The sequence below is a fragment of the Anaeromassilibacillus sp. Marseille-P3371 genome, from assembly GCF_900169665.1.
GTDB lineage: Bacteria > Bacillota > Clostridia > Oscillospirales > Acutalibacteraceae > Anaeromassilibacillus.
Window position 1 is genome coordinate 2,767,514 of record NZ_LT835157.1, and the last position, 23,369, is coordinate 2,790,882.

At 47.1% G+C, this 23,369-nt stretch carries 23 protein-coding genes and 1 other annotated feature; of the genes, 10 read left to right on the forward strand and 13 right to left on the reverse strand.

Annotation, left to right across the window (positions count from 1 at the left end):
- Positions 1-227: 227 nt before the first annotated feature.
- On the reverse strand, positions 228-1,154 hold the full coding sequence (prmA, locus tag B9Y59_RS11570) for a 50S ribosomal protein L11 methyltransferase (protein ID WP_085533589.1): 927 nt from the start codon (positions 1,152-1,154) through the stop codon (positions 228-230).
- 91 nt (positions 1,155-1,245) lie between these two features.
- Between prmA and B9Y59_RS11575 the strand changes: the two genes are divergently transcribed.
- The 3 genes from B9Y59_RS11575 to B9Y59_RS11590 all read left to right on the forward strand — a co-directional run bounded on the left by B9Y59_RS11575 (position 1,246) and on the right by B9Y59_RS11590 (position 4,656).
- On the forward strand, positions 1,246-2,604 hold the full coding sequence (locus B9Y59_RS11575) for an MATE family efflux transporter (protein ID WP_158089018.1): 1,359 nt from the start codon (positions 1,246-1,248) through the stop codon (positions 2,602-2,604).
- Positions 2,605-2,662: 58 nt separating this feature from the next.
- Positions 2,663-3,481: a putative ABC transporter permease gene (locus B9Y59_RS11580; protein WP_158089019.1), complete on the forward strand. Its 819-nt coding sequence runs from the start codon at positions 2,663-2,665 to the stop codon at positions 3,479-3,481.
- An 893-nt stretch (positions 3,482-4,374) separates the two neighbouring features.
- Positions 4,375-4,656: a hypothetical protein gene (locus B9Y59_RS11590; protein WP_085533597.1), complete on the forward strand. Its 282-nt coding sequence runs from the start codon at positions 4,375-4,377 to the stop codon at positions 4,654-4,656.
- Positions 4,657-4,729: 73 nt separating this feature from the next.
- On the opposite strand, the gene B9Y59_RS11595 is transcribed toward B9Y59_RS11590, so the two are convergent.
- Together B9Y59_RS11595 and B9Y59_RS11600 are read right to left on the reverse strand one after the other, a co-directional pair.
- Positions 4,730-5,266, reverse strand: a complete 537-nt coding sequence (locus B9Y59_RS11595; RefSeq protein WP_085533599.1) for a P-loop NTPase family protein — start codon at positions 5,264-5,266, stop codon at positions 4,730-4,732.
- Positions 5,263-5,820 carry a dihydrofolate reductase family protein gene (locus B9Y59_RS11600; RefSeq protein ID WP_085533602.1) on the reverse strand — a complete coding sequence of 186 codons (558 nt, stop codon included), beginning with the start codon at positions 5,818-5,820 and terminating at the stop codon, positions 5,263-5,265. The genes B9Y59_RS11595 and B9Y59_RS11600 overlap by 4 nt, the downstream gene beginning before the upstream one ends.
- Positions 5,821-5,937: 117 nt before the next feature.
- Between B9Y59_RS11600 and B9Y59_RS11605 the strand changes: the two genes are divergently transcribed.
- The gene (locus B9Y59_RS11605; protein ID WP_085533604.1) at positions 5,938-6,678 is read left to right on the forward strand and encodes a class I SAM-dependent methyltransferase; all 741 of its coding nucleotides are present in this window, start codon (positions 5,938-5,940) and stop codon (positions 6,676-6,678) included.
- Between the two features lie 107 nt (positions 6,679-6,785).
- Here the strand turns inward: B9Y59_RS11605 and B9Y59_RS11610 are convergent, their stop codons facing one another.
- From B9Y59_RS11610 to ilvB, 7 genes are all read right to left on the reverse strand, one after another.
- Positions 6,786-8,111, reverse strand: coding sequence for an MATE family efflux transporter (locus tag B9Y59_RS11610; RefSeq protein WP_242967303.1), 1,326 nt, complete (start codon positions 8,109-8,111; stop codon positions 6,786-6,788).
- A 642-nt stretch (positions 8,112-8,753) separates the two neighbouring features.
- On the reverse strand, positions 8,754-9,173 hold the full coding sequence (locus B9Y59_RS11615) for a hypothetical protein (RefSeq protein ID WP_143255303.1): 420 nt from the start codon (positions 9,171-9,173) through the stop codon (positions 8,754-8,756).
- 167 nt (positions 9,174-9,340) lie between these two features.
- On the reverse strand, positions 9,341-10,189 hold the full coding sequence (locus B9Y59_RS11620; protein ID WP_085533609.1) for a hypothetical protein: 849 nt from the start codon (positions 10,187-10,189) through the stop codon (positions 9,341-9,343).
- 391 nt (positions 10,190-10,580) lie between these two features.
- On the reverse strand, positions 10,581-10,958 hold the full coding sequence (locus tag B9Y59_RS11625; RefSeq protein WP_411655888.1) for a RidA family protein: 378 nt from the start codon (positions 10,956-10,958) through the stop codon (positions 10,581-10,583).
- An 80-nt stretch (positions 10,959-11,038) separates the two neighbouring features.
- Entirely contained in the window at positions 11,039-12,250 is a 1,212-nt protein-coding gene (gene ilvA / locus B9Y59_RS11630) for a threonine ammonia-lyase (protein ID WP_054323989.1), read from the reverse strand.
- 125 nt (positions 12,251-12,375) lie between these two features.
- Complete coding sequence (gene ilvN, locus B9Y59_RS11635; RefSeq protein WP_054323988.1) at positions 12,376-12,864, reverse strand: acetolactate synthase small subunit; 489 nt, start codon at positions 12,862-12,864, stop codon at positions 12,376-12,378.
- A 14-nt stretch (positions 12,865-12,878) separates the two neighbouring features.
- A complete protein-coding gene (gene ilvB, locus B9Y59_RS11640; RefSeq protein WP_085533611.1) occupies positions 12,879-14,552 on the reverse strand; it encodes a biosynthetic-type acetolactate synthase large subunit in 1,674 nt (557 codons plus the stop codon).
- A gap of 104 nt (positions 14,553-14,656) precedes the next feature.
- Positions 14,657-14,900, reverse strand: a binding site (T-box leader).
- A 176-nt stretch (positions 14,901-15,076) separates the two neighbouring features.
- On the opposite strand from ilvB, the gene B9Y59_RS11650 reads away from it, so the two are divergent.
- Positions 15,077-15,436 carry a hypothetical protein gene (locus B9Y59_RS11650; protein WP_054323986.1) on the forward strand — a complete coding sequence of 120 codons (360 nt, stop codon included), beginning with the start codon at positions 15,077-15,079 and terminating at the stop codon, positions 15,434-15,436.
- Positions 15,437-15,756: 320 nt separating this feature from the next.
- Here the strand turns inward: B9Y59_RS11650 and B9Y59_RS11655 are convergent, their stop codons facing one another.
- Genes B9Y59_RS11655 through B9Y59_RS11665 form a run of 3 tightly spaced genes read right to left on the reverse strand, consistent with a single transcriptional unit; the run spans position 15,757 to position 17,082 of the window.
- Positions 15,757-16,257 carry a GNAT family N-acetyltransferase gene (locus tag B9Y59_RS11655; RefSeq protein ID WP_085533613.1) on the reverse strand — a complete coding sequence of 167 codons (501 nt, stop codon included), beginning with the start codon at positions 16,255-16,257 and terminating at the stop codon, positions 15,757-15,759.
- A gap of 19 nt (positions 16,258-16,276) precedes the next feature.
- Complete coding sequence (locus tag B9Y59_RS11660) at positions 16,277-16,522, reverse strand: hypothetical protein (RefSeq protein ID WP_054323985.1); 246 nt, start codon at positions 16,520-16,522, stop codon at positions 16,277-16,279.
- 32 nt (positions 16,523-16,554) lie between these two features.
- Complete coding sequence (locus tag B9Y59_RS11665) at positions 16,555-17,082, reverse strand: nitroreductase family protein (RefSeq protein WP_054323984.1); 528 nt, start codon at positions 17,080-17,082, stop codon at positions 16,555-16,557.
- Between the two features lie 224 nt (positions 17,083-17,306).
- Here B9Y59_RS11665 and B9Y59_RS11670 point away from each other — a divergent pair, with 224 nt between their 5' ends.
- The 5 genes from B9Y59_RS11670 to B9Y59_RS11690 all read left to right on the forward strand — a co-directional run bounded on the left by B9Y59_RS11670 (position 17,307) and on the right by B9Y59_RS11690 (position 23,310).
- Entirely contained in the window at positions 17,307-18,533 is a 1,227-nt protein-coding gene (locus B9Y59_RS11670; protein WP_085533615.1) for an AI-2E family transporter, read from the forward strand.
- Between the two features lie 281 nt (positions 18,534-18,814).
- On the forward strand, positions 18,815-19,459 hold the full coding sequence (locus tag B9Y59_RS11675) for a hypothetical protein (protein ID WP_085533617.1): 645 nt from the start codon (positions 18,815-18,817) through the stop codon (positions 19,457-19,459).
- Between the two features lie 204 nt (positions 19,460-19,663).
- Positions 19,664-20,899: an ROK family protein gene (locus tag B9Y59_RS11680; RefSeq protein WP_085533619.1), complete on the forward strand. Its 1,236-nt coding sequence runs from the start codon at positions 19,664-19,666 to the stop codon at positions 20,897-20,899.
- Positions 20,900-21,119: 220 nt separating this feature from the next.
- On the forward strand, positions 21,120-21,707 hold the full coding sequence (locus B9Y59_RS11685; protein ID WP_085533621.1) for an NfeD family membrane protein: 588 nt from the start codon (positions 21,120-21,122) through the stop codon (positions 21,705-21,707).
- A 13-nt stretch (positions 21,708-21,720) separates the two neighbouring features.
- A complete protein-coding gene (locus B9Y59_RS11690; protein ID WP_085533623.1) occupies positions 21,721-23,310 on the forward strand; it encodes a flotillin family protein in 1,590 nt (529 codons plus the stop codon).
- Positions 23,311-23,369 lie beyond the last annotated feature (59 nt).

Here is a 23,369-nt window from a genome sequence, read left to right on the forward strand (position 1 = left end):
CCCACATATACCCTGCTTCATTCGGCAAAACGGCATGAGGCTGGACAACTTATACGATATAAACAATCTTGAGCGCCAAAGAGGGCATCCCACAAGTCATGAAATGACGGAAGGATCCCCCTCTTTTTTTTAGAAACGCAGATATTTTTTCAAACAGAAAGAGGATGCCCCCTTCCTATGAATCCAACGATTCGTAGTTTGGGGACACCCTCTCTGTTTTCCCGTCTTTATGCCGACACGAGCGGCCTCGCCGCCAAAGCAATCCAGCCTTTCTCTTCCCTGCGTGCAATCACCTCAAAGCGTCCTTTCAATGCATCCAATACATCCTTCTCCCGGGTATCAATGATTCCACTCATCAGATATACGGCGCCAGGAGCCAGAAACTTTGAAACATCCTCTGTAAGGGAGATAATAATGTCTGCCACAATATTGGCTACGACAATATGATAAGTCCCTTGAACACGCTCGGTCAGGTTTCCGCATAGCGCAGTAAAACGCTCCTCGACATGGTTCAGCCCGGCATTTTGAATCGCTGTTTTGACCGCAAGTTCGTCAATGTCCACGCCGACCGCCCGTTCTGCCCCCAGGAGGAGCGCTGCCACGGATAAGATTCCGCTGCCACAGCCTACGTCCAGCACAGACATGCCCGGTTTCACAAACTGTTCCAACAGCTCCATGCAAAGGCGCGTTGTCTCATGTGTTCCCGTCCCAAACGCCAAACCCGGCTCCAAATGCAGGACGGTACGCCCCTGTGCATCGTATTCGTTCTCCCAATTGGGACGAATCAGCAGTTTCTCTCCCACCGGGATGGGTTTAAAATATTTCTTCCAATTATGAATCCAATCCTCCTCCGCACAGGCCGCTGTAGAAATGGTGTGCGTGATTCCTTCAGCATGGTACCGCTCGCTCAAAAAAGCGATGGCCTCTGCCGGATTTTCCTCCGGGCTGATGTATACATGTACCAAGGCCTTTGTGCGGTCCTTCTTCAAAAGATCTTCATCAATTAAGTCAATGTGTGCGATCTCCCAGGCCTCTTCCTCCAGGTGCGAATAATCCTCTACATAGATGCCATACGGCACCACCATCTGTGCAATATCCCCTGCACGGTCGACATCTTTTGCATCAACCGATACCGTTACTTCCGTCCAATCCATAAAACGTCCTCCAAAATTTTAATGATAAATTTAATTATATACCAATATACATGGTATGTACAAGGCGGGAATCCGGGATGGGGGTGTGCGCGTGAAGAAACAGGCCAAATTTTTGGCCAATACGGCGATTTTGACAGGCGGCACATTGCTACTCCGCTTCTCCAATATTTGGTTTCGTGCCTATATTCTCGGCAAGATTGGCACACAGGGCATGGGCGTTTATCAGCTCACCTTTTCCATTTTTGCATTGGCAATCGCCACCTGTACCAGCGGCGCAAGCCTCTCTGTAACACGTATGGTCGCGGAAGGACGTGGCTCTCCGGTCTGTATCCGGCGTTGTCTACTGTTTTCCCTCTGCGTCAGTTTTGCCGCTGCCGCTATCTTATGGGTGGGTTCGGACTTTCTCGCACAGCATTTTTTAGACCTTTCCAGCGGGCTTCCCCTGCGGCTACTCGCACCGGGCCTTCCTTTTATGGCGATTTGCGCCTGCCTCAAAGGATATTTTCTGGCCATTCGCAACAGTGTTATACCAGCAATCGCAGAACTGCTGGAACAGTTTACCACGATTGGCGCAACTGTAGGGTTCTTTTTTATCTTTACTCCCTTCAGTGCACTCATGCTTGGTTCCACTGCTGGAGAAGTCGCCTCCTGTGCGGTCGTCTTTTTGGCCTACCGTGTTATGACGCGAAAACGGCCGCCAAAATGCTTCAATGATTCCGGCAGCTACCGGCAGATCTGCCACATCGCCGTACCAGTGCTCAGTGGTTCTTTTATCCGCAGTTTTCTCAATAGTACAGAAAATCTATTGGTCCCGCGTGGGCTCAAACATCACGGAGCGGGATCGGACGTCGCACTTTCGCAATATGGCATCATTCAAGGAATGGTGATGCCCATCTTGCTGTTTCCCTCATCCTTTCTGACCTCATTATCCTCGCTCCTAATCCCCGAGCTTGCTGAGGCAAATGCGCGTGGCAAACATCAGGCGATTGAACATTCCGCCTCGCGAGCATTCCGATTTACATTGCTTTTTTCCTTTTTAATTACGTCGGTATTGATCGTCTATGCGGAGGACTTGGGCGAGCTGTTTTATGGAAGTCAACAGGCCGGCGCCTTTTTGCGCATCATGGCGCCGATTATTCCTTTAATGTATGTGGATAGCATCGTCGACGGCATGCTCAAAGGGCTGGACCAGCAGGCCTATTCCTTCCGATACAATTTTATCGATTCGATCATGCGCGTGATTTTAATTGCGGTTTTACTTCCTCTGTTTGGCGTGAAAGCCTATATCTTCATCCTCTTTTTAAGCGAAATTTTCAACGCTTCCCTCAGTATCAGCCGCCTCTTAAAAGTTGCTCGTGTGGATGTGGATATTATTGGATGGATTTTAACTCCTGCGGTCAGTGCAGCCCTGCTTTACTACCTTTTGACCCTGCTGCGAACAGTCTGTTGACAAATTTTGCCAGATAAGCGTATGATAAAGGTTATAAAAATGGATAAGGGGGGATTTTGTGCCGCATTGGGCCGAATGCATTTTGTTATTTGCGGTATATAGCCTGCTGGGATGGATCTGTGAAAGTACATGTTGTTCCATTCAAGCCAAAAAGTTTATCAACCGCGGTTTTTTAAACGGGCCGTTCTGTCCAATCTATGGAGTAGGTGCACTGTTAATTATCAAGCTATTGGCGCCTTTTTCTGCCAATATCATTGTTCTCTATCTCGCTTCGCTATTCCTCACCAGCATCTTGGAATACTTCACCGGCTTTGCGATGGAAAAGCTTTTCCATGCCAAATGGTGGGACTACTCCCACCGGCGGTGGAATATACACGGACGTGTCTGCCTTGGCAATTCGCTCATCTTTGGTGTAATGGGCGTCGTTGTCATGCGGGTGGTTCACCCTTTTGTGATGAATATACTTGAGAGAATCCCTTCCTTCTTAATACCGTTTCTCGCAGCTGGATTGGCCGTCTATTTCATCGGGGACACCATTGTAACCGTACATACTATCTTGGATTTCAACAAAAAAATGGCCGAATTGCAGAAAGTGCTTGATGAGATCCGCGAAAAGAGCCATGCGCTTCTGGAGGAAAAGAAGCGGAATATGGAACTTGCCATTGAAAGCCGGTTGTTAGCCGACAGAAAACCGTACACGGAGTATCTGGAAAAATTGCGTCAAAAACAGGCCGCTTTGGAACAAAATAGTAAGCTTCTCCATCGCCGCCTAATGAACGCCTTCCCGACCATGAAGTCTCTCCGCGCCAACGAGTCTTTGGCGCGCATGCGCGCTGCGCTGCAAGAAAGGCGTAAAAAATGGAGGCCTAAGAGATAGAAAGGGTTTTTATAATCGTCCGCTTCATAAAAGGGATTCCTTGTTGGACTGTTACTTCCTCAATTTTGGGCATAATAAATTCCAGCCAGTTGTATCTCGTTTCATTTTTCCCTCACCTGCTGTACAGGCGAGGGAAATTTTTATTTTAGAAAATCATTTATTTACTCAATAATATTTAAAATTTCTATTGATTATTTTTAGCTTGATTTATATACTGAAATTAGAAAATTGCAACAAGGTGATTCCAATAGATTTTCGATCAAAAAATGTGCCCAGATTGGACGAAGTCATTCTTCGTGACAAAACATAAGTAAAATGAAAAACGATCATTTTAAAGATAGGAATTAAATTATTTAAAACCAGGGTATCTCTTAATCATTTTATTTTTGTTGATATTCTCCCTATTACGAATTGGGAACTCTGTGATATTTTCCATAACAATCGAAGATCGTCCGACGACCAACCAGATTCCTTCCATATCTTTAAAGACTCCTTTCTCCGTTGCAAAAGAAGAAACAACAAAAGGTTGGCGAGGACCTAGCGGCACTTTGGAAGGCGTTTATATCGACGGGGCCCCCTACATTGAAAGATTTAACATCCGTATTCGTCGGTTTAGGGGTTCACTCCGTATCTGCAACCATACTGGCCGATTCTGTCTTTTATTTCATACAAGGCGGAGCACAAACCGTCCATGGGAACTTTACTCGATATTACGAAGAGGTTTCCATAAACGGAAAATTTGCATATTGGAGAACAACCTACACCCTCTATCTTTATGAGGATGGAGACAATTCTCCTTTGCCTGGCCACCCATATACAGCTGTGTACGAGGGTCCACAATTGTGGAGTATGCCGGAAAATTTTGAAGCATAAACGATTATGGAGGGAGTCCTATGGACAAGATGGACAAGCGCGCTGTCTTATGGGATGTCTATCGGTTTGCCAGCGTCATCTTCCCTTTCCTGGGGGAAAGGCTTTTAAAAATTGCAGGCGCATCCGAAGGCATTTTGACTGCCTGGTGGATTCTGATGTTTGCGAACCTTACCATTCCCGTGGCCTGTTTCTGTTATAAAAGAGGCAGGACATCTACTAGGCCCCAAAAATACCTCTATTATGCGACGCCAGTTGTTCTTTTCCTCGCTTTATGTTTCCTGGAAATGATTCTTTCCCATTAGGTCCTAGCCGCCTGATAGAAAACACGGATTAAAAAACCGCCTGCCCGGAGCATCCGGGCAAGCGGTTTTCTAATTATATGGTCCCTTCTAGCAGATCCAGATCAATCGAATACGGTTCTTTGAGAAGAAGGTACGAACGGCCAAACTTTTGACAAAGGCGAAGATTTTCTTCATTTTCTCTTAGAAGCTGTTCCTTGGTACAGGCGCTATCATCGATGCGCTGTTCTATGACATTGGCGAAACTTTGTATGACATCAAAGTGTTCTTCAATGTAGGATCGTTGAAAACACAAGCAGACAAATTGAATCTCATCGAGATATTCCTTTTCAAAAGAACACGGATAATCAAATGGGATATAACAGCCTTCGATCACCAGACGTTGCCTGTTTTCAATCGCGGTCTTAATGATCTCTCGGACGACCGGCCATAAATAAGCAGTCAATTCTTTGTCATCACTCTCTGGGGTGAGAGAGCAATACCCGCTTCGAATCAACCCCATCTTCAGATGGTCGATGGACAGGTAAGGATAGCCATACCGTTCCAATATTTGTTGCGCCAATGCAGTCTTTCCGGTATGGGAACTGCCCGCAATCAAAACAATTCGCTTCATACGCTTTCCTCCCTTTGACCGTTTCCCGCTCTACGATAGATACACTCCAAAAGATTCCCATTCTTCTTCACAGAAATCAGTTTCAAGTGTATCGAACGGTCCAATGTACAAAATAGAGGGATTCCCCGTCCCAACAGAATTGGGATCATCGTAATATGGAACTCGTCGATCAAGTCCTGCTCAAGGCACTGTCCCACGACGTTGGCACCTCCACAGAGCCAAATATCCCTTCCCTCTTGCTGCTTCAATCTTTGGAGCAGCCGCCCAACGTTCTGATGGACAAATCGGATTTCCGGCAGATCATCCATCTTTCGATGGGTCAGCACATAGCTCATCATACCGGAATACACCCATTTGCCCGGGGACAATTCCTCTGTCACTTGGCGGTACGTATTGTATCCCATCACCACCGTATCAATCTTTTGGAGGAACGCCTCATATCCATCTTCTGTATTTTCCGCATCCGCTCCAGAGTCCAGCCAACTGACTCCACCGTTCAAATCGGCAATATATCCATCCAAGCTGATTGCAATGTACAAAATCACGCGGCGCATACGTTTCCTCCCGCCTCAATTATAAGCCATCCCTACATACCGGCCGGATGACTTTCTCCACGATCCATGGTACAATAAATGTATTCTTATCATATTCACTTCAATTTGGAGGTTCCCATGCGACAAAGCAAATACGACGATCCTACCTTTTTTGAAAAATACAGCCAAATGAGCCGCTCGCAACAGGGCTTGGAGGGCGCAGGCGAGTGGCCGGCCTTGCAAAAGCTTTTGCCAAACTTTAAAGGGAAACGGGTCTTAGATCTCGGCTGCGGCTATGGCTGGCACTGTATCTATGCCATGGAGCAAGGAGCCCTGTCTGCCACCGGCGTTGACCTGTCTGAAAAGATGCTCTCCGTTGCACGCCAGAAAACGGCCTATCCGGAAGTGACCTATCTGCATCAATCGATTGAAGACATTGCATTCCCTCCGGAAAGCTTTGACATTGTGCTCAGCTCGTTGGCGCTCCACTACGTAGAATCATTTGAAGCGGTGGCTCAAAAAGTCCGGACTTGTTTGACCGCAGGCGGTGTTTTCATTTTCTCCGTAGAACACCCAGTCTTTACCGCATATGGATCTCAGGATTGGTACTACGATGCGGATGGAAACATCCTCCATTTCCCTGTGGACAATTATTTCTATGAGGGGGAGCGGCAAGCCATCTTTTTGGGCGAAACCGTTCGAAAATATCACAAAACCCTGACTACATACCTCAATGGACTTTTGATAAATGGATTCGAACTCCTACATGTAGTGGAGCCACAGCCTCCGGTCCATATGTTGTCAATCGAAGGCATGCAGGACGAAATGCGCCGCCCCATGATGTTGCTCGTATCCGCACAAAAAAGGACTAGAATTTAAATGCCTCCGCGTACGGAAGCGCCAGCAAAAGCGCTCTTGCACGGCGGGGCATTTTTGTTATGAAGCAGATACCGCAGGATGGCTGTATACCTTTCCGAAAGACAAACCTATACGGCACTCCAATGGGCAGCTTGTTCTTTTAAGGACGCCCTTCGGATTAACTGGCCCACGACGCACACAATGGCCTCTGTGATCGGGAAAGCCAGCCAGATTCCCACCATCTGTACAAATGACGACAAAAGAACCGCTGCAGGAATCATTACCACAAAACCGCGTAGAATGGCAATCAAAAAAGAAGGTTTGGCCGTTCCAATCGCGCTGAAATACATCGCAGTAATTAAGTTGATTCCTGCAAACAGGAATCCGACAAAGTAAATTTTAATTCCCTCATTGGCAATCTGTTGCAATTGTGGATCACCATCGCTATTAAACAGCGCCACCATCGCATCTGCCTGCCAGAAGGAAAATACATAAATTCCCACTGCCAGAGCGATACACAGGCACAACGCATACCGGTAAACTCTGTTGACCGCCTGGGACTCTCCCCTTCCAAAATGGTCGCTGATAATAGGCTGTATACCGTGCGCGACGCCTGTAAAGATAGCCAAAACGACCAGGGCAATGTTTGCAATGACTCCGTAGGCTGCCACGCCCATATTTCCACTAATCCCCAAAATCAGAATATTGAATATTAAAATGACCGTTCCAGAGGAGAGCTCGGTGATAAGGGAAGCAATACCCAACCGGGCGTTGCGGAGCATATCCATAATGACCGGCCTTTGTTTTTTTATTTTAAAGGTACTTTTATGCCGGATAAAATGCGTAGATAGCAATAGAATACCCATCAATGGCGCCATTCCGGTAGCCAACACCGCTCCAAGCATCCCCATCTGCAAGGGAAAGATAAAGAGATAATCCAAAACAATATTGCCCAAGCTGCCAAACAACATGGCAGCCATAGCCAAATTGGGATTTCCATCGTTTCGTACAAAGCAGTTCAGGACATTGTTTAACAAGAAAGCCGGTGAAAATGCAAGAACCACCTGTAAGTATATGAGCGTCATGTCATAGATTTCGCCATTCGCCCCCATCCAGGTAGCAATTTGAGAAGAAAAAAATCCGTCCACTAAAAGGAAAACAATGGAACACAAGAATACTGCGTAGAGCGTCTGTGTAAAGATTCCTCCTGCATGCTCGGTCTGCCCTTCGCCCTTCAAAATAGCAAACCGCGTTGCCCCGCCCATTCCAAGCATCAAACCAATGCCATTGACAACATTATAGATCGGAAGCGCAATATTTAGGGCAGCCAGCCCGTCCGCACCGATTCCCTTTGCCACGAAGAACGTATCTGCAAGAATATAACAGGATAACCCGATCATCCCAAAAATGTTTAATGAAACATATTTTATAAAACGCTTCTGAACGGAATCCACATGAGCCCTCCTTTAGCAATAAAAAAGCGTTCCCTCTTTCACACCTTCAAAGGCCTACAGTGTGAAACAGGAACGCTTTTCCCTTTTCCCGGCGGAAAAGGCACGCTTTATCGTTAATTTATTTTAACACGCTTTTACAAAACCTGTCAAGCGGGGACCTGCCAACCCGATTTTCTTTCTTCTTTCCGTTGCTTTCGTCCTGATCGCCTTCCTGGACGGGTCCGCCAGCGGAATATAGAAAGTATTCCCATTTCCTGTAAATAAGCCTGAAATGGTTACAGAGAAAAATTGGAGGGAAGCCGCGCAGGTCCGCACTCTTTTTCCACAACAACTGGCCCTGAATATCTATGTTTCCCTGTAGTATTCCCTAACATCCGCTGATCTTCTTGGATTCCCATCCTATCTTTCCAATTCTTTGTTATAGAACGCTAACTATCACAGAGCAGAGCGCTTGTGCGAAAGGCGCTTTGACAGATTCCTCCAAACCCAGATTCCATCCATATGCCCACTGGACACAAGCTGGGCAAAATGGCCCCCGTCGTATTCAATGGAACCGAAAAAGCCGGCCTCCCCTTTCACGTATACGAAACGGGGGCCGGCTTTTATCCCATTCTCTACAGAATCATGCGTTGCTTCTGCCTGTCAGATCCCTCCATGGGTTCTCGTAGAAGGAACCCACAACGGACTGTCCGCTTTCTGGCCATAGAACTGGTGAAGAGCCGCAAAATACCGCTCTGCGCCCTCAGTCCCGAACCGTCCGACTCCCGCAGGGACATCGCCAAAACGGTTGGGTTCAAATACCTGCACGCGGCCCGTTTCGGAAACGATGTATTGCAGGGAACCGGCTTTGCCGTCCGCGTCCCGAAAGGATAGAACCACCCATACGGAACTGTATGGGTCTTTCCCATTGTAATCGCCAAAGCCTTTCCCAAGCATCCAGCTCCAATCCCATTTGCGGTTGGTTGGATATTGGTCCAGAAGGCCCAGGAGCTCCTGGATTTCCTTGCTGTCCTCCGTGGCGATTCCATGCAAGGTAGTAGGCCCTCCGGACGGCGTCGCCATATCGATCACCTGAGCGCCGGAAACAGAGCAACCATGCAGATACTGGGAGGCTGTAACCGGCCGCGAAAACCAAAGCCAGCCCCCGGCCGCTGCTAAAATGCAAAAGAGTGCTATGCAGCAGGAACACCATTTACAAGAAAACTTTTTTCTGAAAGTGTGGATCACAACTATGCACCAACAGAATTAAAATAAACTCCATGATATTCATATCCGGCAATCGTTTCTACCCAGCCAGAAGAGACATATCCATGGTATGCTTTCTCATTCGGCGAATTGTAGTTTGGAGTTTGGATAGGACTTAACACGGAATCTTTTCCAATTTCTGTTCTATGTGTATCTTCATCCAATATAAAGTTCTGAAAACGGCCCGAAGAACGTTGAACCAAAGACCCAAAATAATATTGCCCGTCTTCAACTACATAAGTATGTTTTGCTGTCTTGGTCTCATGCAATTGCGCGCTATGCAACACAGAATGATCGCTTGGAACCGCATTTGGGGCAAATAACTTTGATATAGCCCATGTTCCCTTTGTCAAAGTATTGATAGCACTGTTTATCGCATATTCCCCAACAGCTTTGACTGTATCTGTCACATAATTTTCCCATAATCCACCGCCTACTTCTGTAATGGGTGAATCATACTCTGCCGTTATGATTTCTTCATAATACGTTTTATTCCCATAACCTTTATAGGTTCTTGTACCATCTCCGCTTGCCCGATTCGTTGTTAATGCAGGGATCGTTAAAGTAATTTTTACAATAACTCCGGAACCATCCATGCAAGATTGAACATACATTCTGATTGTTTGTGCAGTTTCTGGCCAAACATGGTATTTCGAAATAATTGATTCCACTTGAAAACAGTCATATGGATCAATTTGTACTTCCCTCATCAAAATACCGTGATCGACAGCAAATTCATCTGTTGTATGAATTGCGAAGGTAGGAACTGTCAAGACCAAAGACATAATGAAGGATACCAAAATTGCTAAAAGGCTTTTTAATGACCTTTTCATAATCATCTTTCTGTGTTTAAAAATTGACAAGCGTGAAATACTTTTTCACTAAACCACTGGAATCACCTCTTTATAATTATTTTATCAAATATAATAATACTATTTATAATTATACTATAAAATATAAAGAATTTAAAAAGAATCCGTTATAATATGCTACAACATTATATAACAAAGAGGGTATCCCAAAACTACAAATTTTTAGATTCATAGGAAAGAGGCGTCCTCTTTGTATTTGGAAAAATATCTGAGTTTCTAAAAAACGAGGGTATCCTTCCGTCATCTCATGACTTTTGGGACACCCTCTAACTTTCATAACGAATTAAATTTCTATTTTGATATTATATGCTTAATAAGCCACTTTTTACTTTATATAAGTTTTCAAGATGATTCAGGAATTCTGTACTGCAATGACCTCAACTTCACAAAGGACTTTCTTCGGCAGTTCTTTGACTGCTACGCAGGAACGTGCAGGTTTGCCCGTAAAATATTTTTCATATACGGCGTTGAAGGCGCCAAAATCTGCCATCTCTGCCAGAAAACACGTTGTTTTCACAACATCTTCATAACCGCAGCCGGCCTCCTTGAGGATTTCTCCTACATTTTTCATGACCTGCTCTGCCTGAACAGCAATATCCCCACTGGCAATCTCTCCGGTTGCGGGAATGATCGGGATCTGTCCGGAGGCAAATACCATCCCGTTGACAACCTTAGCCTGGGAATACGGCCCGATAGCCGCTGGGGCATTCGGTGTCGAAATTGTCGTCATCATAAAAAAGCCTTCTTTCTTAATTCTTTCTAGAAATAATTCCAATCTCCACTTTCAAAGATAATAAATGATTACCGTACTCAGCCGACAGTTTGGCGGTGGACAATGTGATAACCCGCATCAGAAATCGCCTTTTCAATCTGCTCAACATGCGCCCAGTTGCGCGTCTCCATGGCAATACGCAGGTAACAGCCGTTGATGTCGGTGTCTTCACCGCCGCGATCATGGTGAACGCTGACTACATTTGCACCCAGATCAGCAATCAATGCGGAGACTTCCTTGAGTTGTCCAGGTTTGTCAATCATCTCAATAATCAACTCAGCCGAACGGCCCGCCTTCATAAGGCCACGGTTGATCACCTTTGACAGAATCGTCACATCAATGTTACCGCCAGAAAGGATACAGGCAACCTTTTTCCCTTTGACATCCACCTTGTTAAACATGGCCGCGGCAACCGCAACCGCACCAGCACCTTCGGTAATCAGTTTCTGCTGTTCGATCAACGCCAAAATAGCGGTTGCCGTCTCGTCATCGCTGACCGTTACAACGCCGTCCACATATTTGCTACACATCTCATAAGTGAGGTCGCCGGGGCATTTCACCGCAATGCCGTCCGCGAATGTGGACACCCCCGTCAGGCAATGCGGCCCATCCTGTTCCAAAGAGGATTTCATACTGGCCGCACCGGCCGCTTGTACGCCATAAACCTTACACTTCGGATTCAGCGACTTGATGGCAAACGCTACTCCAGAGATCAGTCCGCCGCCGCCCACAGGCACAATCGCTACATCCATATCGGGAAGCTGCTTGAGCAGTTCTAGTCCGATCGTTCCCTGCCCCGCGATGACATCCGGATCATTAAAAGGATGGATAAAGGTCAAATTGCGTTCCTTTTGAAGCTCTACCGCACGATTATAGGCGTCGTCGTACACACCTTTTACCAATTCCACCTCGGCACCATAGCTCTTGGTGGCCTCCACCTTGGAAATCGGCGCGCCATCCGGAATGCAGATTAACGACGGAATACCATTGCGTGCAGCGGCCAAGGCAACCCCCTGCGCATGGTTTCCTGCGGAACAGGCAATCACTCCGTGGGCTTTTTCTTCATCAGAAAGCTGTGAAATCTTATAGTAGGCGCCGCGCACCTTAAACGAACCGGTGACCTGTAGATTTTCGGTCTTCAGATAGATTTCACTCTCCGGGTTGATCTGCGGCGCAGGGATTAAGTCGGTCTTTCGGATCACCTGCTTCAATACATATGCAGCATGATAGACCTTATCCAAAGTTAACATCTTTTTTACCCCCATCTGTCATCTAAATTGGGGCCGCGGTGATTGCCGTCGGCTCTATGTATGGTTGCCGGATGCAAAGGTTCCCTGTGGGCAAATGCGGAACATCTACATCCAGTTTCTTGCAATCATTTTGGCATGGCCATTGCGCCGGTACGTAAAATCTTCAAAACGTGGTAGGGGCTGTAAAGCTCTATAAACGAATTGATAGTCGTCGCGTCGCCGGTGAGTTCCAAGATCATGGTATTTGTCTCAACGCTCAGGACATTCGCATGAAAAACATTGGCCATCTCGACCAACTTTTCACTATTCTGAAGGGTACGCTCCACCTTAATGAGAAGATGTTCGCGGACAACGGCGTTCTTTGGGTCAAGCACATCCACCTGCTCAATGTCCACCAACTTACTGACCTGCTTGTCGACCTGCCGCACAATGCGGTCGTCACCCTGTACTACAATCAGAATGCGAGAATACTCCGTGTTCTCCGTCTGTGCCGCCACGATGCTCAGAATATTATAACAACGGCGGCTAAACAGCCCTGCGATCCGTAGCAAAACGCCAGGATTATTTTTGGCTAATATAGAAATAATATATTCCTTTTCAGCTGTATTGGTCATGTCGCTCCTCCCCCTTACATCTCTAGAATCGGGCTCTCTACCGAAGCACCTGCGGGTACCATCGGTAGGACGTTGACATCCTTATCAATCCGGCAATCGATCAAGACGGGTTCGCGCAAAGCAAGCGCCTGCTCCAAGACCGAGCGAATATCCGCCTTTGTCCGAATGGTGTATGCCTTTGCACCAAATGCTTCGGCCAACTTGACAAAGTCGGTATTTTTATCGAGATCCGTCTGTGAAAACCGATTGTCGTAGAAAAGTTTCTGCCATTGGCGCACCATGCCAAGAACGGAATTGTTGAATACAATCTCCAGCACGGGGATGTTGTAGGCTACTGCGGTAGCAAGCTCATTGCAGTTCATGTGGAAACTTCCATCTCCGGCAATGTTTACGACATGGGTATCCGGGTTTGCCACCTGCGCCCCCAGGGCAGCCCCAAGGCCAAATCCCATGGTTCCCAATCCGCCGGAAGTGATAAGCTGCCGCGGATGCCGGAAGCGATAGAACTGTGCTGCCCACATCTGATGTTGCCCCACATCCGTACAGAGAATCGCATTCGAATCGGTCAAATCGCTGAGGGTCTCCAAGACCTCTTGCGGCGTCACCCCATCGGGATCAGAGACCGTCTGATGCAACGGATAAGCGGCCTTCCATCCGGCAATATTGTCCATCCACTCCGGATGTGCATGTTGCGGCAGGCGGCGGTTCAGTTCTTCCAGAATCTCACGGGCATCCCCTTTCAACTTGAGATCCACATCGATATTCTTATTGAACTCCGCGGAGTCAATATCAATTTGGATGATCGGGCAATGTTGTGCAAACAGCTTTGCATTGCAAAGGACACGATCTGAAAACCGAGTACCTACAGCGACAAAAAGGTCACAATTTTTAATCGCGAGCGCAGCCGTATTCGTTCCATGCATGCCGAGCATCCCCATGTAGCGGTCGTCCGTCTGATCGAAACCGCCTTGGCACATCAGAGAACACGAGACCGGCGCATCCAGGCGATCTGCAAAAATTTTCAAAGCCTCAAATGCCCCCGATGCGATCACACCACCGCCCGCATAAATAAAAGGACGCTCCGCCTTTTCCAACATTTGCATAGCCTGTTCAAAACGCTGCTCAAACGGGAATAGATGATGCTTTTCCGGAAGCGGTGGCACTGGCGGAAGAAACTCCACCTTTTGTGCTGTGATGTCCTTTGGAATATCCACCAATACGGGACCCTTGCGCCCACTATTGGCAATCCGAAATGCCTCCCGGATGGTGTCCGCCAGCTTGTGAACATCTTTGACAAGGAAATTGTGCTTGGTGATCGGCATGGTGATTCCGGTGATGTCCACCTCTTGAAAGCTGTCCAGGCCCAACAAATCCAGATTGACGTTGCCGGTGATCGCCACCACCGGGACAGAATCCATATATGCGGTTGCAATGCCTGTCACCAGATTGGTTGCACCAGGCCCCGATGTAGCGATACATACGCCGGTCTTACCGCTGGAGCGTGCATACCCGTCTGCCGCGTGGGCCGCGCCCTGTTCGTGGGCTGTACGGATATGATTGATCCTGTCCCGGTACTCATATAATGCATCATAAATATTGAGCACCGCTCCGCCGGGATACCCAAATACCGTGTCTACCCCCTGCTCCAGCAGGCATTCCATGATGATTTGTGCCCCTGTCAATACCATAGTCCATTCCTCCTGACAAATCTCTTCCTGTTATTCCTATTTCAAAAGACCCTGTACACATCGTTTTCCTCTTGCAGACAAAACAAAAAGCCTCCATCTCTGTTATTAGAGACGAAGGCTATTTTAGCTCCGCGGTACCACTCTAAGTGCTGCACAATGCAGCCGCTCACGTGTATCTAGCAATACACTCTCCTCTAACGGTGAGAAACCGGACGCGCCTACTTACACCAAATGAGGGGTTCAGCCGCCTGCTCCGGGGCGATGTCCTGCAAATTCCGCACCGCCTCACACCAACCGGCGGCTCTCTGTGGCGAAAGGAATGCATTCCGTCCCCATCTACGCAAAATCATGCTTAAAAGCAACGATTTCTTATGAAATTTTATTAGTATCAATATATCCCACATTCGGTTGGTTTGTCAACCTTTTTTTTGCAGTTTCCTTTGACAATGTAAATTTGCATTGTAATTGCGAAAGAATTCTGCTAGAATATAGATATATTTCATAAGAAAGAAGGAAAATCCATCATGAATAAAGAATCATTGGATGTTGTTGTTGAAAAGACGCGTGAATTAATCAATGCCCCCACCTGTTGCAGCGAAGCAAAAGCTGCCGCGCAGGCATGGCTGGACGCGATCGGGACTGAAAAAGAATCTGCTGAGGCCAAAAAGTATGTAGCAGAGCTCGAAGCGGACATCATGCCGATCGACAATTTAATTGGCTTTGCTAGTTCCGACGCTGGTATGCAGTACTTTGGCGCGGATACCGCTAAAGGCATTGTCACACATGCAAACGAGATCAAAGCTGCTGGCGCAAAATATTGTGATTGCCCTGCTTGTGCGGCTGTAGAAGCCATTCTGGAAAAGAAAGAGCTCCTCCTGAAATAAGGGGATACACGGCCGCTGTATTCGAGTGAAGTTTCGCCGGCCAAGCACCGTTTGTTCCCGGCGAAGAAGTTGTTTCACCCAAATCAAAAATCTTCCCTTTATATTCTTTTCAAACGCTCTTCAGGGGATAAAGCGCACAATCACCTGACTGCCAGGTGGCTGTGCGCTTTTCGTTTGGTCTTCTGCCCCTTCCTAAAATCGAATACTTTCTTTATATGCCTCACAGCGCAATTTAGAAAAAACATCTCCTCAGCAATTGATGGATTATTCCCCTAAAAATAGCGCGGCCGAAGCTCTTTCCAGACAACCGCCGCGCACGATTATTTTTTTCTTCTCCACCAGAGGGTAGGGCCTTCGTGTTCCAGAATAAACTGGCAGCGCTGTAGGACCCTCTGTGACGGGCGGTTTTGTTGCTCCGTCTCTGCCAGGATGCTTTCGACATCCTCCCGTTGAAGCGCCCAGTTGCACAGAGCGTTCACTGCCTCGGTCATATATCCTCGGCGCTCATACGCGCCGCCCAGCCCATAACCAATTTCTATTTCGCCGCGCGCATTCGGAGGCGCTTTAAAATCGATTGTCCCTACCACTGTGCGATCCGCCTTTCGCAGCAAAATCCAAAAGCTGTGAAACAGGGCGTTTCGTGGATCTCTGGAAGTGATTTTCCACTGCTGCTGCACAATCTCTCGAAATACGCCCTCTACAGGCTCGCCATCATAATGGCAATCCCATTCACGTTCCAGGGCCGGCAGGTCGGAAAACCACAGGTGTAGCTGCCGCGCGTTCAAGAGACATAGGAGTAGTCGTTCAGTCTCGATGGTCACAGATTTCCTTTCCTCGTGTTCAGCGTGTAAACGATTTGTTTCGTGTTTGTCCCGCTGTCACAATCCTCAAAAATTTGATTATCAAAGGGAGATAGGTGGCAATGAATACAGCCATGGCCCCGAACGCCGCCAGTTTCTTTGCTTTCTTTGTCAGCGATATTCCAATCATAACCCCAGCAGAACACAGGCAGAGTTTGACCAGGGCAAAGTCCTTCCAATCGGACTGCTTTACATATTCATTTGCATAAGAAAACCATTTATTCATACCATCCGCCACCTTTCTGTCAATCGAAAGCCCTACGATTCCTTTTGATAACCGTTAAACCACGCCCGCTCTTCAAAAGGTTTTTTCACTGCTTCCGCCATGGGCTTTGCCGGAACCCCTACTGGCAGATACACCGCTACTGTGAGTTCCTCCGGTACTCCGAGAAGGCGGCCCATCTCTCTGGCGCGTTCGCCTCGGATCTGTCCTTCCACCCATACAGAGGCATATCCTTTCGCCGTGATCGCCAACAGAAGATTTTCCATCGCTGCGGAATAATCGTGAATATGGTAGGAAACGCCACTCGGAGACATTGTTTCCTTGGTTAACACAAGGATTGCTGCAGGCGCTGTCAAGGCCCATTCTTTTCCGTAGATTTCCGCAAGCCGCTTGACAAGGACCGGATCGTCCACTCCGATAAACTGGGTTGTCTGCATATTGCAGCCCGAGGGGGCCGCCACACCAGCTTCCAAAATTTCTCGAAGATCATTGCGGGGTACGGGCGTGTCTTCAAATTGATTCCGGTAGCTCTTTCGCGCACGGATTGCTTCCATTAGTTCCATAAAACCCCTTCTTTCTATAACAAGGATGTTTCATCCTGTTTCTCTCATCATATCCTTGAATCGCACTTTTTTCAAGCCTTCGCGCGCAACATACTTTAGAAAAGAATCCGTCTAGATTTCTTAACTGGAATAACTTGACATCCATAGGGGAATACGGTAGAGTGTGATTGAATAAAGGATAAGGCGGCGTATCCGTACATTTCAGGTGTAGGAAGGCATGGAGTATGAAATTAAAGGAATGGATCGATGATCCCAAATTTTCGCAAAAAACCATAAAAGCAGCGATGTTGCTGGTAACCTTTACAGTTGCCTTAATCTATATCGTCTTTCATTTGGAGCAGGCTGGCTCCTTTTTGAGCACCTTGTTTTCGTTGTTCAGCCCATTTTTGCTTGGGATTGCGGTTGCGTTTGTGCTCAACGTACTGTTAAAGCTATTTGAAGATCGCATCTTTGGATTCTTAAAACGGAAAAATTCAAAGATTTGGCGGAAGTGTGGCCGCGGCATTTGCGTCCTTTTCTCCTTTATTGCAGTATTCCTGATTTTAGGCGGAATTATCTTCTTTGTCGTTCCAGAGCTGGCCAATTCCATTCAAATTCTAACAGCCGCTATTCCAAGCTATGTCGTAACTTTTACAAATTGGTTAAACGAGGTCCTCACCAAATTCGATCTCGATCAACTGAAAGAAACCGTTATGCAGATCGATTGGACTTCGTTTCTCACACAGGCCTCCCAAGTCACAACGGACTTAGTGGGGTCTGTTGCAACGGCTACAATGGGTGTCGCGTCCGGGGTTCTCACCTTTGTGATGAGCTTGATCTTTGCCGTTTACATGCTGTTCAGTAAAGAAAAACTCATCAAAAATTTAAAGCGCGTATTGTACGCTTTTTTGCCTCCCAAACGGGCCCAAAAGGTGATTTCCGTGGGCAGCCTTGCCAGCAATATCTTTTCTGGCTTTGTCACTGGGCAAGTGACGGAGGCGTTGATTCTCGGTTGCCTGTGCTATCTCGGCATGAGTATCATCCGGCTGCCATACGCTCTGCTCATCAGCGTGATCGTCTCTTTGACCAGCCTGATTCCCATTTTGGGCGCCTATCTCGGAGGGGCAATCGGCGCATTTATTCTACTGATTATCGACCCATTGTATTGCCTCTGGTTCCTGATTTTCCTAGTGATTCTACAGCAGGTAGAAGGCAATCTGATCTATCCCCGTGTGGTGGGTACTTCTATCGGCCTCCCCGGCATTTGGGTATTGCTTGCCATCCTGGTGTGTGGAAACCTGTGGGGAATCCCAGGGATCTTAATGGGGGTTCCACTTTTTTCCGTTGTATATACGCTCCTGCGCACAGCGACACGCGATTTCCTGCAGAAAAAGGGCATTACCGACCTTCAAGTGGAGAAAAACTGCCTGGCAGCCCCAGCCGACGCTTCTCTGGATACAGAGGAGCCATAAATACAAGTGTATAGAAATGAAAATCCGGGAGTCCAAAGATACCATCTGGCAAATAACAATTCTACCGTTACTCCTTTTGTATGTATCCATATTTTCGCTCCTCTCCAAGATGACTGCTATGAATTTCGAGTCAAAATAAATAGCCCACATTATTGCCATTTTCCGTATGCAAGGGAAGGAAATAAAGAAATAGGATGTCCTACATAAGCAGTAGAACATGGGAAAGCAATCATGATCACGGAATTAAAAAGCCGGGCAATTGGATATTATAGGAGATCAATATGTCTTTTTTAGATTGTATTCGGCGTGTAGATAAGCAAATATCAACAAGCAAAAAAATCACAAATACGTTTGCTATTTTAATTTTTGGAATCGCTTTAGGGGTTGCTTCAAAATTTTTCGATACGACTGCATCAAACGAATTGCCTTTTATCGTTCAATATTTAGACATCAGAAACTTTTTGGGAAGATTTTCTATTTGGGTGTTAATTGCTTTATGTATATCACTTTACAGTCATTCGCCATTTAGAGCGGCGATAAATGTATTTTTGTTTTTTCTCGGCATGATTACAAGCTATTATTTATATTCTGCTTTTATAGCTGGCTTTTTCCCAGCAAGCTATGCAATGATTTGGTTTGGATTTACAGTTATTTCTCCATTATTAGCGTTTGTTTGTTGGTATGCAAAAGGAAAGGGGCATGTATCTCTTGCCATTTCAGCAGCAATTGTTGCAGTTTTGTTTCATATGACATTTGTGTATGGGTGGATTTATTTTGAAGTACGCTCCATACTAGAGCTATTCGTCTTTGTTTGCGGAATCATCGTGATGAAGCGCGACACTGCAATCAACACTATTTGCATGATAATAATTGGTATCGTTCTTGCATTTGCGCTTCATTTTGTTTTCCCATTTTCATTTGGATAAGTCGTTCCCGATTTCTTGAGAAGTGTGAAGAAAGGTCACGGGATTCATTTGGATTACAGTTATTAAGATGAATGCGCTGGATTTGATCACAAAGCAGGTTTAATATTTCATCTAAATAGATGATATTTTTCAACTAGAAGCATTTTAATTTCAAAAAGTGTATAGTATAAAAAGACAAACTTGGGAGTATAGGAGTCTTTGGATATGAATGAAATCATCACACATAAAAGTATTAACCAGGAAAGGAGCCAGTTAATCAACCGCGCTCTGGTGGCAGATTTGTTGCGGCAGGAGGGCGTTTGCTCCCGTGCCACGCTTGCTCAATTGTCCGGACTGAAACAGGCTACGATCACCAACATCATTGGGGAATTCATCGAGTGTGGCCTTGTGGTAGAAACCGGGTTGATGAGCGGATGCAAAGGGCGACGGTCCATTGGCGTAACCTTGAACGATGCGCTGTATAAGGTCATCGGGATTCGTATGACACGCCGGGCTTTTTATATCAGTATTGTCGGTTTATCGGGAAAAGTCTATGCGGTGGAGGAGTATCCGATCGGTCCCCGCGATGACGTACAAAATACTATTTCTCGTATTCGAAACGCCATTCAGGATATTCGGCGCGAAAACGCTTCAACGAACATTCCGGCCGTCTGTATGGCTATGCCGGGGCCTTATCGGGAAGATCGCGACCAATTGCTCTTTGTCACAGAGCTTTCTGGCTGGCAGAACTTCCCCATTAAAAAAGCTTTGACCGAGGGGTTCGATATTCCAATTTACATAACCAATGATGCAAATGCCAGTGCTTTTGCACAGCTCTGGTATCGCAGCAAAGAGTACGGTATCCGGAATATGATCTATGTTTTGGCAGGTCAAGGCATCGGCTGCGGTATCATCACCGATGGAAAACTTGTTTTAGGCCAACGCGGGATTGCCGGCGAGTTTGGTCACAACACCATCAATTATCGCGGTGCCCCCTGTGAATGTGGCAACCGTGGTTGTTTGGAAAAGTATTGCTCATTTTTGGTGTTTTGTCAGAACATCACCCGCCGCCTACAGGCAGGAGAATCCTCTGTCCTGGATGAAAATAGCCTGACATCTGCAAATATCTCCGCAGCGGTACGGGCGGGTGACAGAGTGGCACGCGAAGAATATGAGAAAGTCTGTGAGTTTTTGTCCATTGGAATTGTAAACCTCATCAACCAATTCAATCCCGGAATGATCGTTATCGGAGACGAATTGGCAGAGGTGGCGCCGGATATTCTGCTCCAGATTGTATGCGACAAGGTACACGCCTGTATCAATCCATTGGTCTACAACGACATTACCATAGAAGTAAACCGTTTGCCTGAAAGCCCCGCCCTGTTGGGGGCTGCCGCCATTGCAGCTCGGAATGTTTTATCCGATCCCACCAAGTTGATGAAACACGAAAAAGAAGATTGATTTTTGCGTCATACACCCAAAGGGATTTGCCTTTCGTATTCCCTTTGGGTGCTTTTTATAGCAAAGTCTGCGTTTTTAAGTCTTTCACTGGCAAATCATTCTTTGTGAAAAATTCTTACATTCCTCTTTGGATCATTATATTTTTGTAATGAAAGTAACAAAAATTTTTATTGAGATATATTTTCTTAAGAGTATAATAAAGAAAAGGGAGGGAGGTTTTATGACTCCGGAGACGTGGCAGATCATCTATCTCTGTTGCATCGGGGGCGGTCTAGCCGTTCCACTTCTGGATGTGTTGATTGGTGCTCTCGGCAGTGCTTTCGATCTCGATCTCGACTTTGACGGCGATTCTGGATTCGACGGGCCGGCACCGGTCAATCTGATGAGCATTTGTTTTGGCGTGGTCGTTTTCGGTGCAGTCGGCCGCCTATGCCTTTTGGGACTTCCTCCGTTCGCCGGTGTTGCCATCGCCGCAATCGCTGGGATCGCTGGTTGCTACCTGTTAGGCCGGTATGTGATCCGTCCATTGAAAAAAAGCCGGCCTCTCGCACAGTCCATGCAGGACCTAAAATGGAAGGAGGGAGTTGTAAAACTGGAGATCCGTAAGGATTTTGTTGGGACGATCACCATGCTCAGCGCCATCGGCAGTAAGGTGACATTCAGCGCAAAGCTGGCCCCATGGGTGGAGGAGGATATTCTCCCCGTTGGGCAACGAATCCTTGTGGTAGGGGTAGACCCTGACAAGCGCATCTGTACCGTTTGCCCTGTGGAGGACACGGAACAGATGACCATGCATTTGGATCAATGAAGGGAGAATGATTATGCCTGAAGTTTTGATTACCGTTGGGATTGTCGTCGCAGCACTTTTAATTATCCTGATTGCAATTTTTTCCACATGGAAAAAGGTTCCGGCTGACAAGGCGGCGATTGTGACCGGATTAGGCCGCGCAAAGGTCATCACCGGCGGCGGCATTATGGTCATTCCGGTCCTACAGCGAATCGACTATGTGACATTGGAAAACATCAGCTTTGACGTAAATATGCAGGGAACTTTGACCTCGGATGCTGTTCCAATTGAGGCGAACGGCACAGTCGTTGTCAAGATCAAAAACGAGGAGAGCATGATTCGCTCTGCGGTGGAGCAGTTTAACTGCGGCCGTGAAGAGGAAACCAAGCAGCATATTATGGAAACTGCGCGGGATGTCTGTGAAGGCCGTCTCCGCGAGATTATCGCCGACATGACTGCGGAACAGCTCTACAAAGACCGCAAGACGTTTTCCGAGCGTGTCAAAGAGGTGGCGGAGGATCAGCTCTCCGAATTGGGCCTGGAATTGAAATCCTTTACAATCAAAGGGATTGGCGACCAGAATGGCTATTTTGAAGCGTTGAGCAAACCGCAGATTGCTGCGGTCAAGCGTGATGCGGAAATTGCACAGGCAGAAGCAATCAAAGAGAGCATGATTAAAACCTCTGAAGCACGCCGTGCAGGAGAGCAGGCGCGTTTGGAAGCGGAAGCGCGCATGGCAGAAGCGCAAAAGGAAGCTGATATTAAAAAGCTCAACTTCGAGAAGGAACGCCAAACTACACGCGCCATTTCGGATGCCGCTTACAACATCCAACAAAATGTCACCCTGAAAGACATCACTAACACGGAAATGGATGCAAACGTCCTTAAGGAACAGCGTGCACGAGAAGTCCGCGAAGCAGAGATCCAGATTCAAATTGCTGCGGAACAGAAAAACATCGAATTGGCAAAACGGAAGGCCGAACGTAAAGAAGCCGAACTGATGGAAACCGTCATCAAACCGTCTGAAGCTGAAAAGCAAAAGGCTGAACTCGCCGCAGAAGCGCAGAAGATCGCTATGATTAAAAAGGCGGAGGCAGAGGCCGAAGCCCGTAAATTGGATGCTGCTGCACAAGCAGCAGCTAAAAAACTGGACGCAGAGGCGCAAGCGGAACGGATTCGTCAAGAGGGCGCTGCACAGGCTGCCGTGACGGAAAAGCAGGGCCTGGCCCAGGCAGAGGCAGTCCGGCAGCTGGGGCTTGCGGAGGCGGAAGCTCTGGAAAAGAAGGCAGAAGCTCTTGCTAAGATGAATGATGCCGGTAAACTACAGATGGTCATTGATAAACTTCCAGAAATCGCCCGCGCCATTGCGGAACCCATGGCGAAGATTGGGAATATTACCATCATCGACGGTTCCGGTAGAAAAGGTGATGCAAGCGGCGCAGCCGACGTAGCTCGATACACCGTCGGCGCTCTCAAGGCGGTAAATGAGGCCTTGAAGGACACCGTGGGATTCGACATGACGGAGGTTATGCGCGCGAATACCTTCGAAGGAAAGACAACCAAAAAAATCCATATGGACGTTTCCGGACTCCCTGAAGGCAAATCGCCTGAACAAAACGGGTAACCGCTCCGATAAAAAAGGAGCCTTTTCAACCGAATCTGTAATAGAAGTATGCACAAATC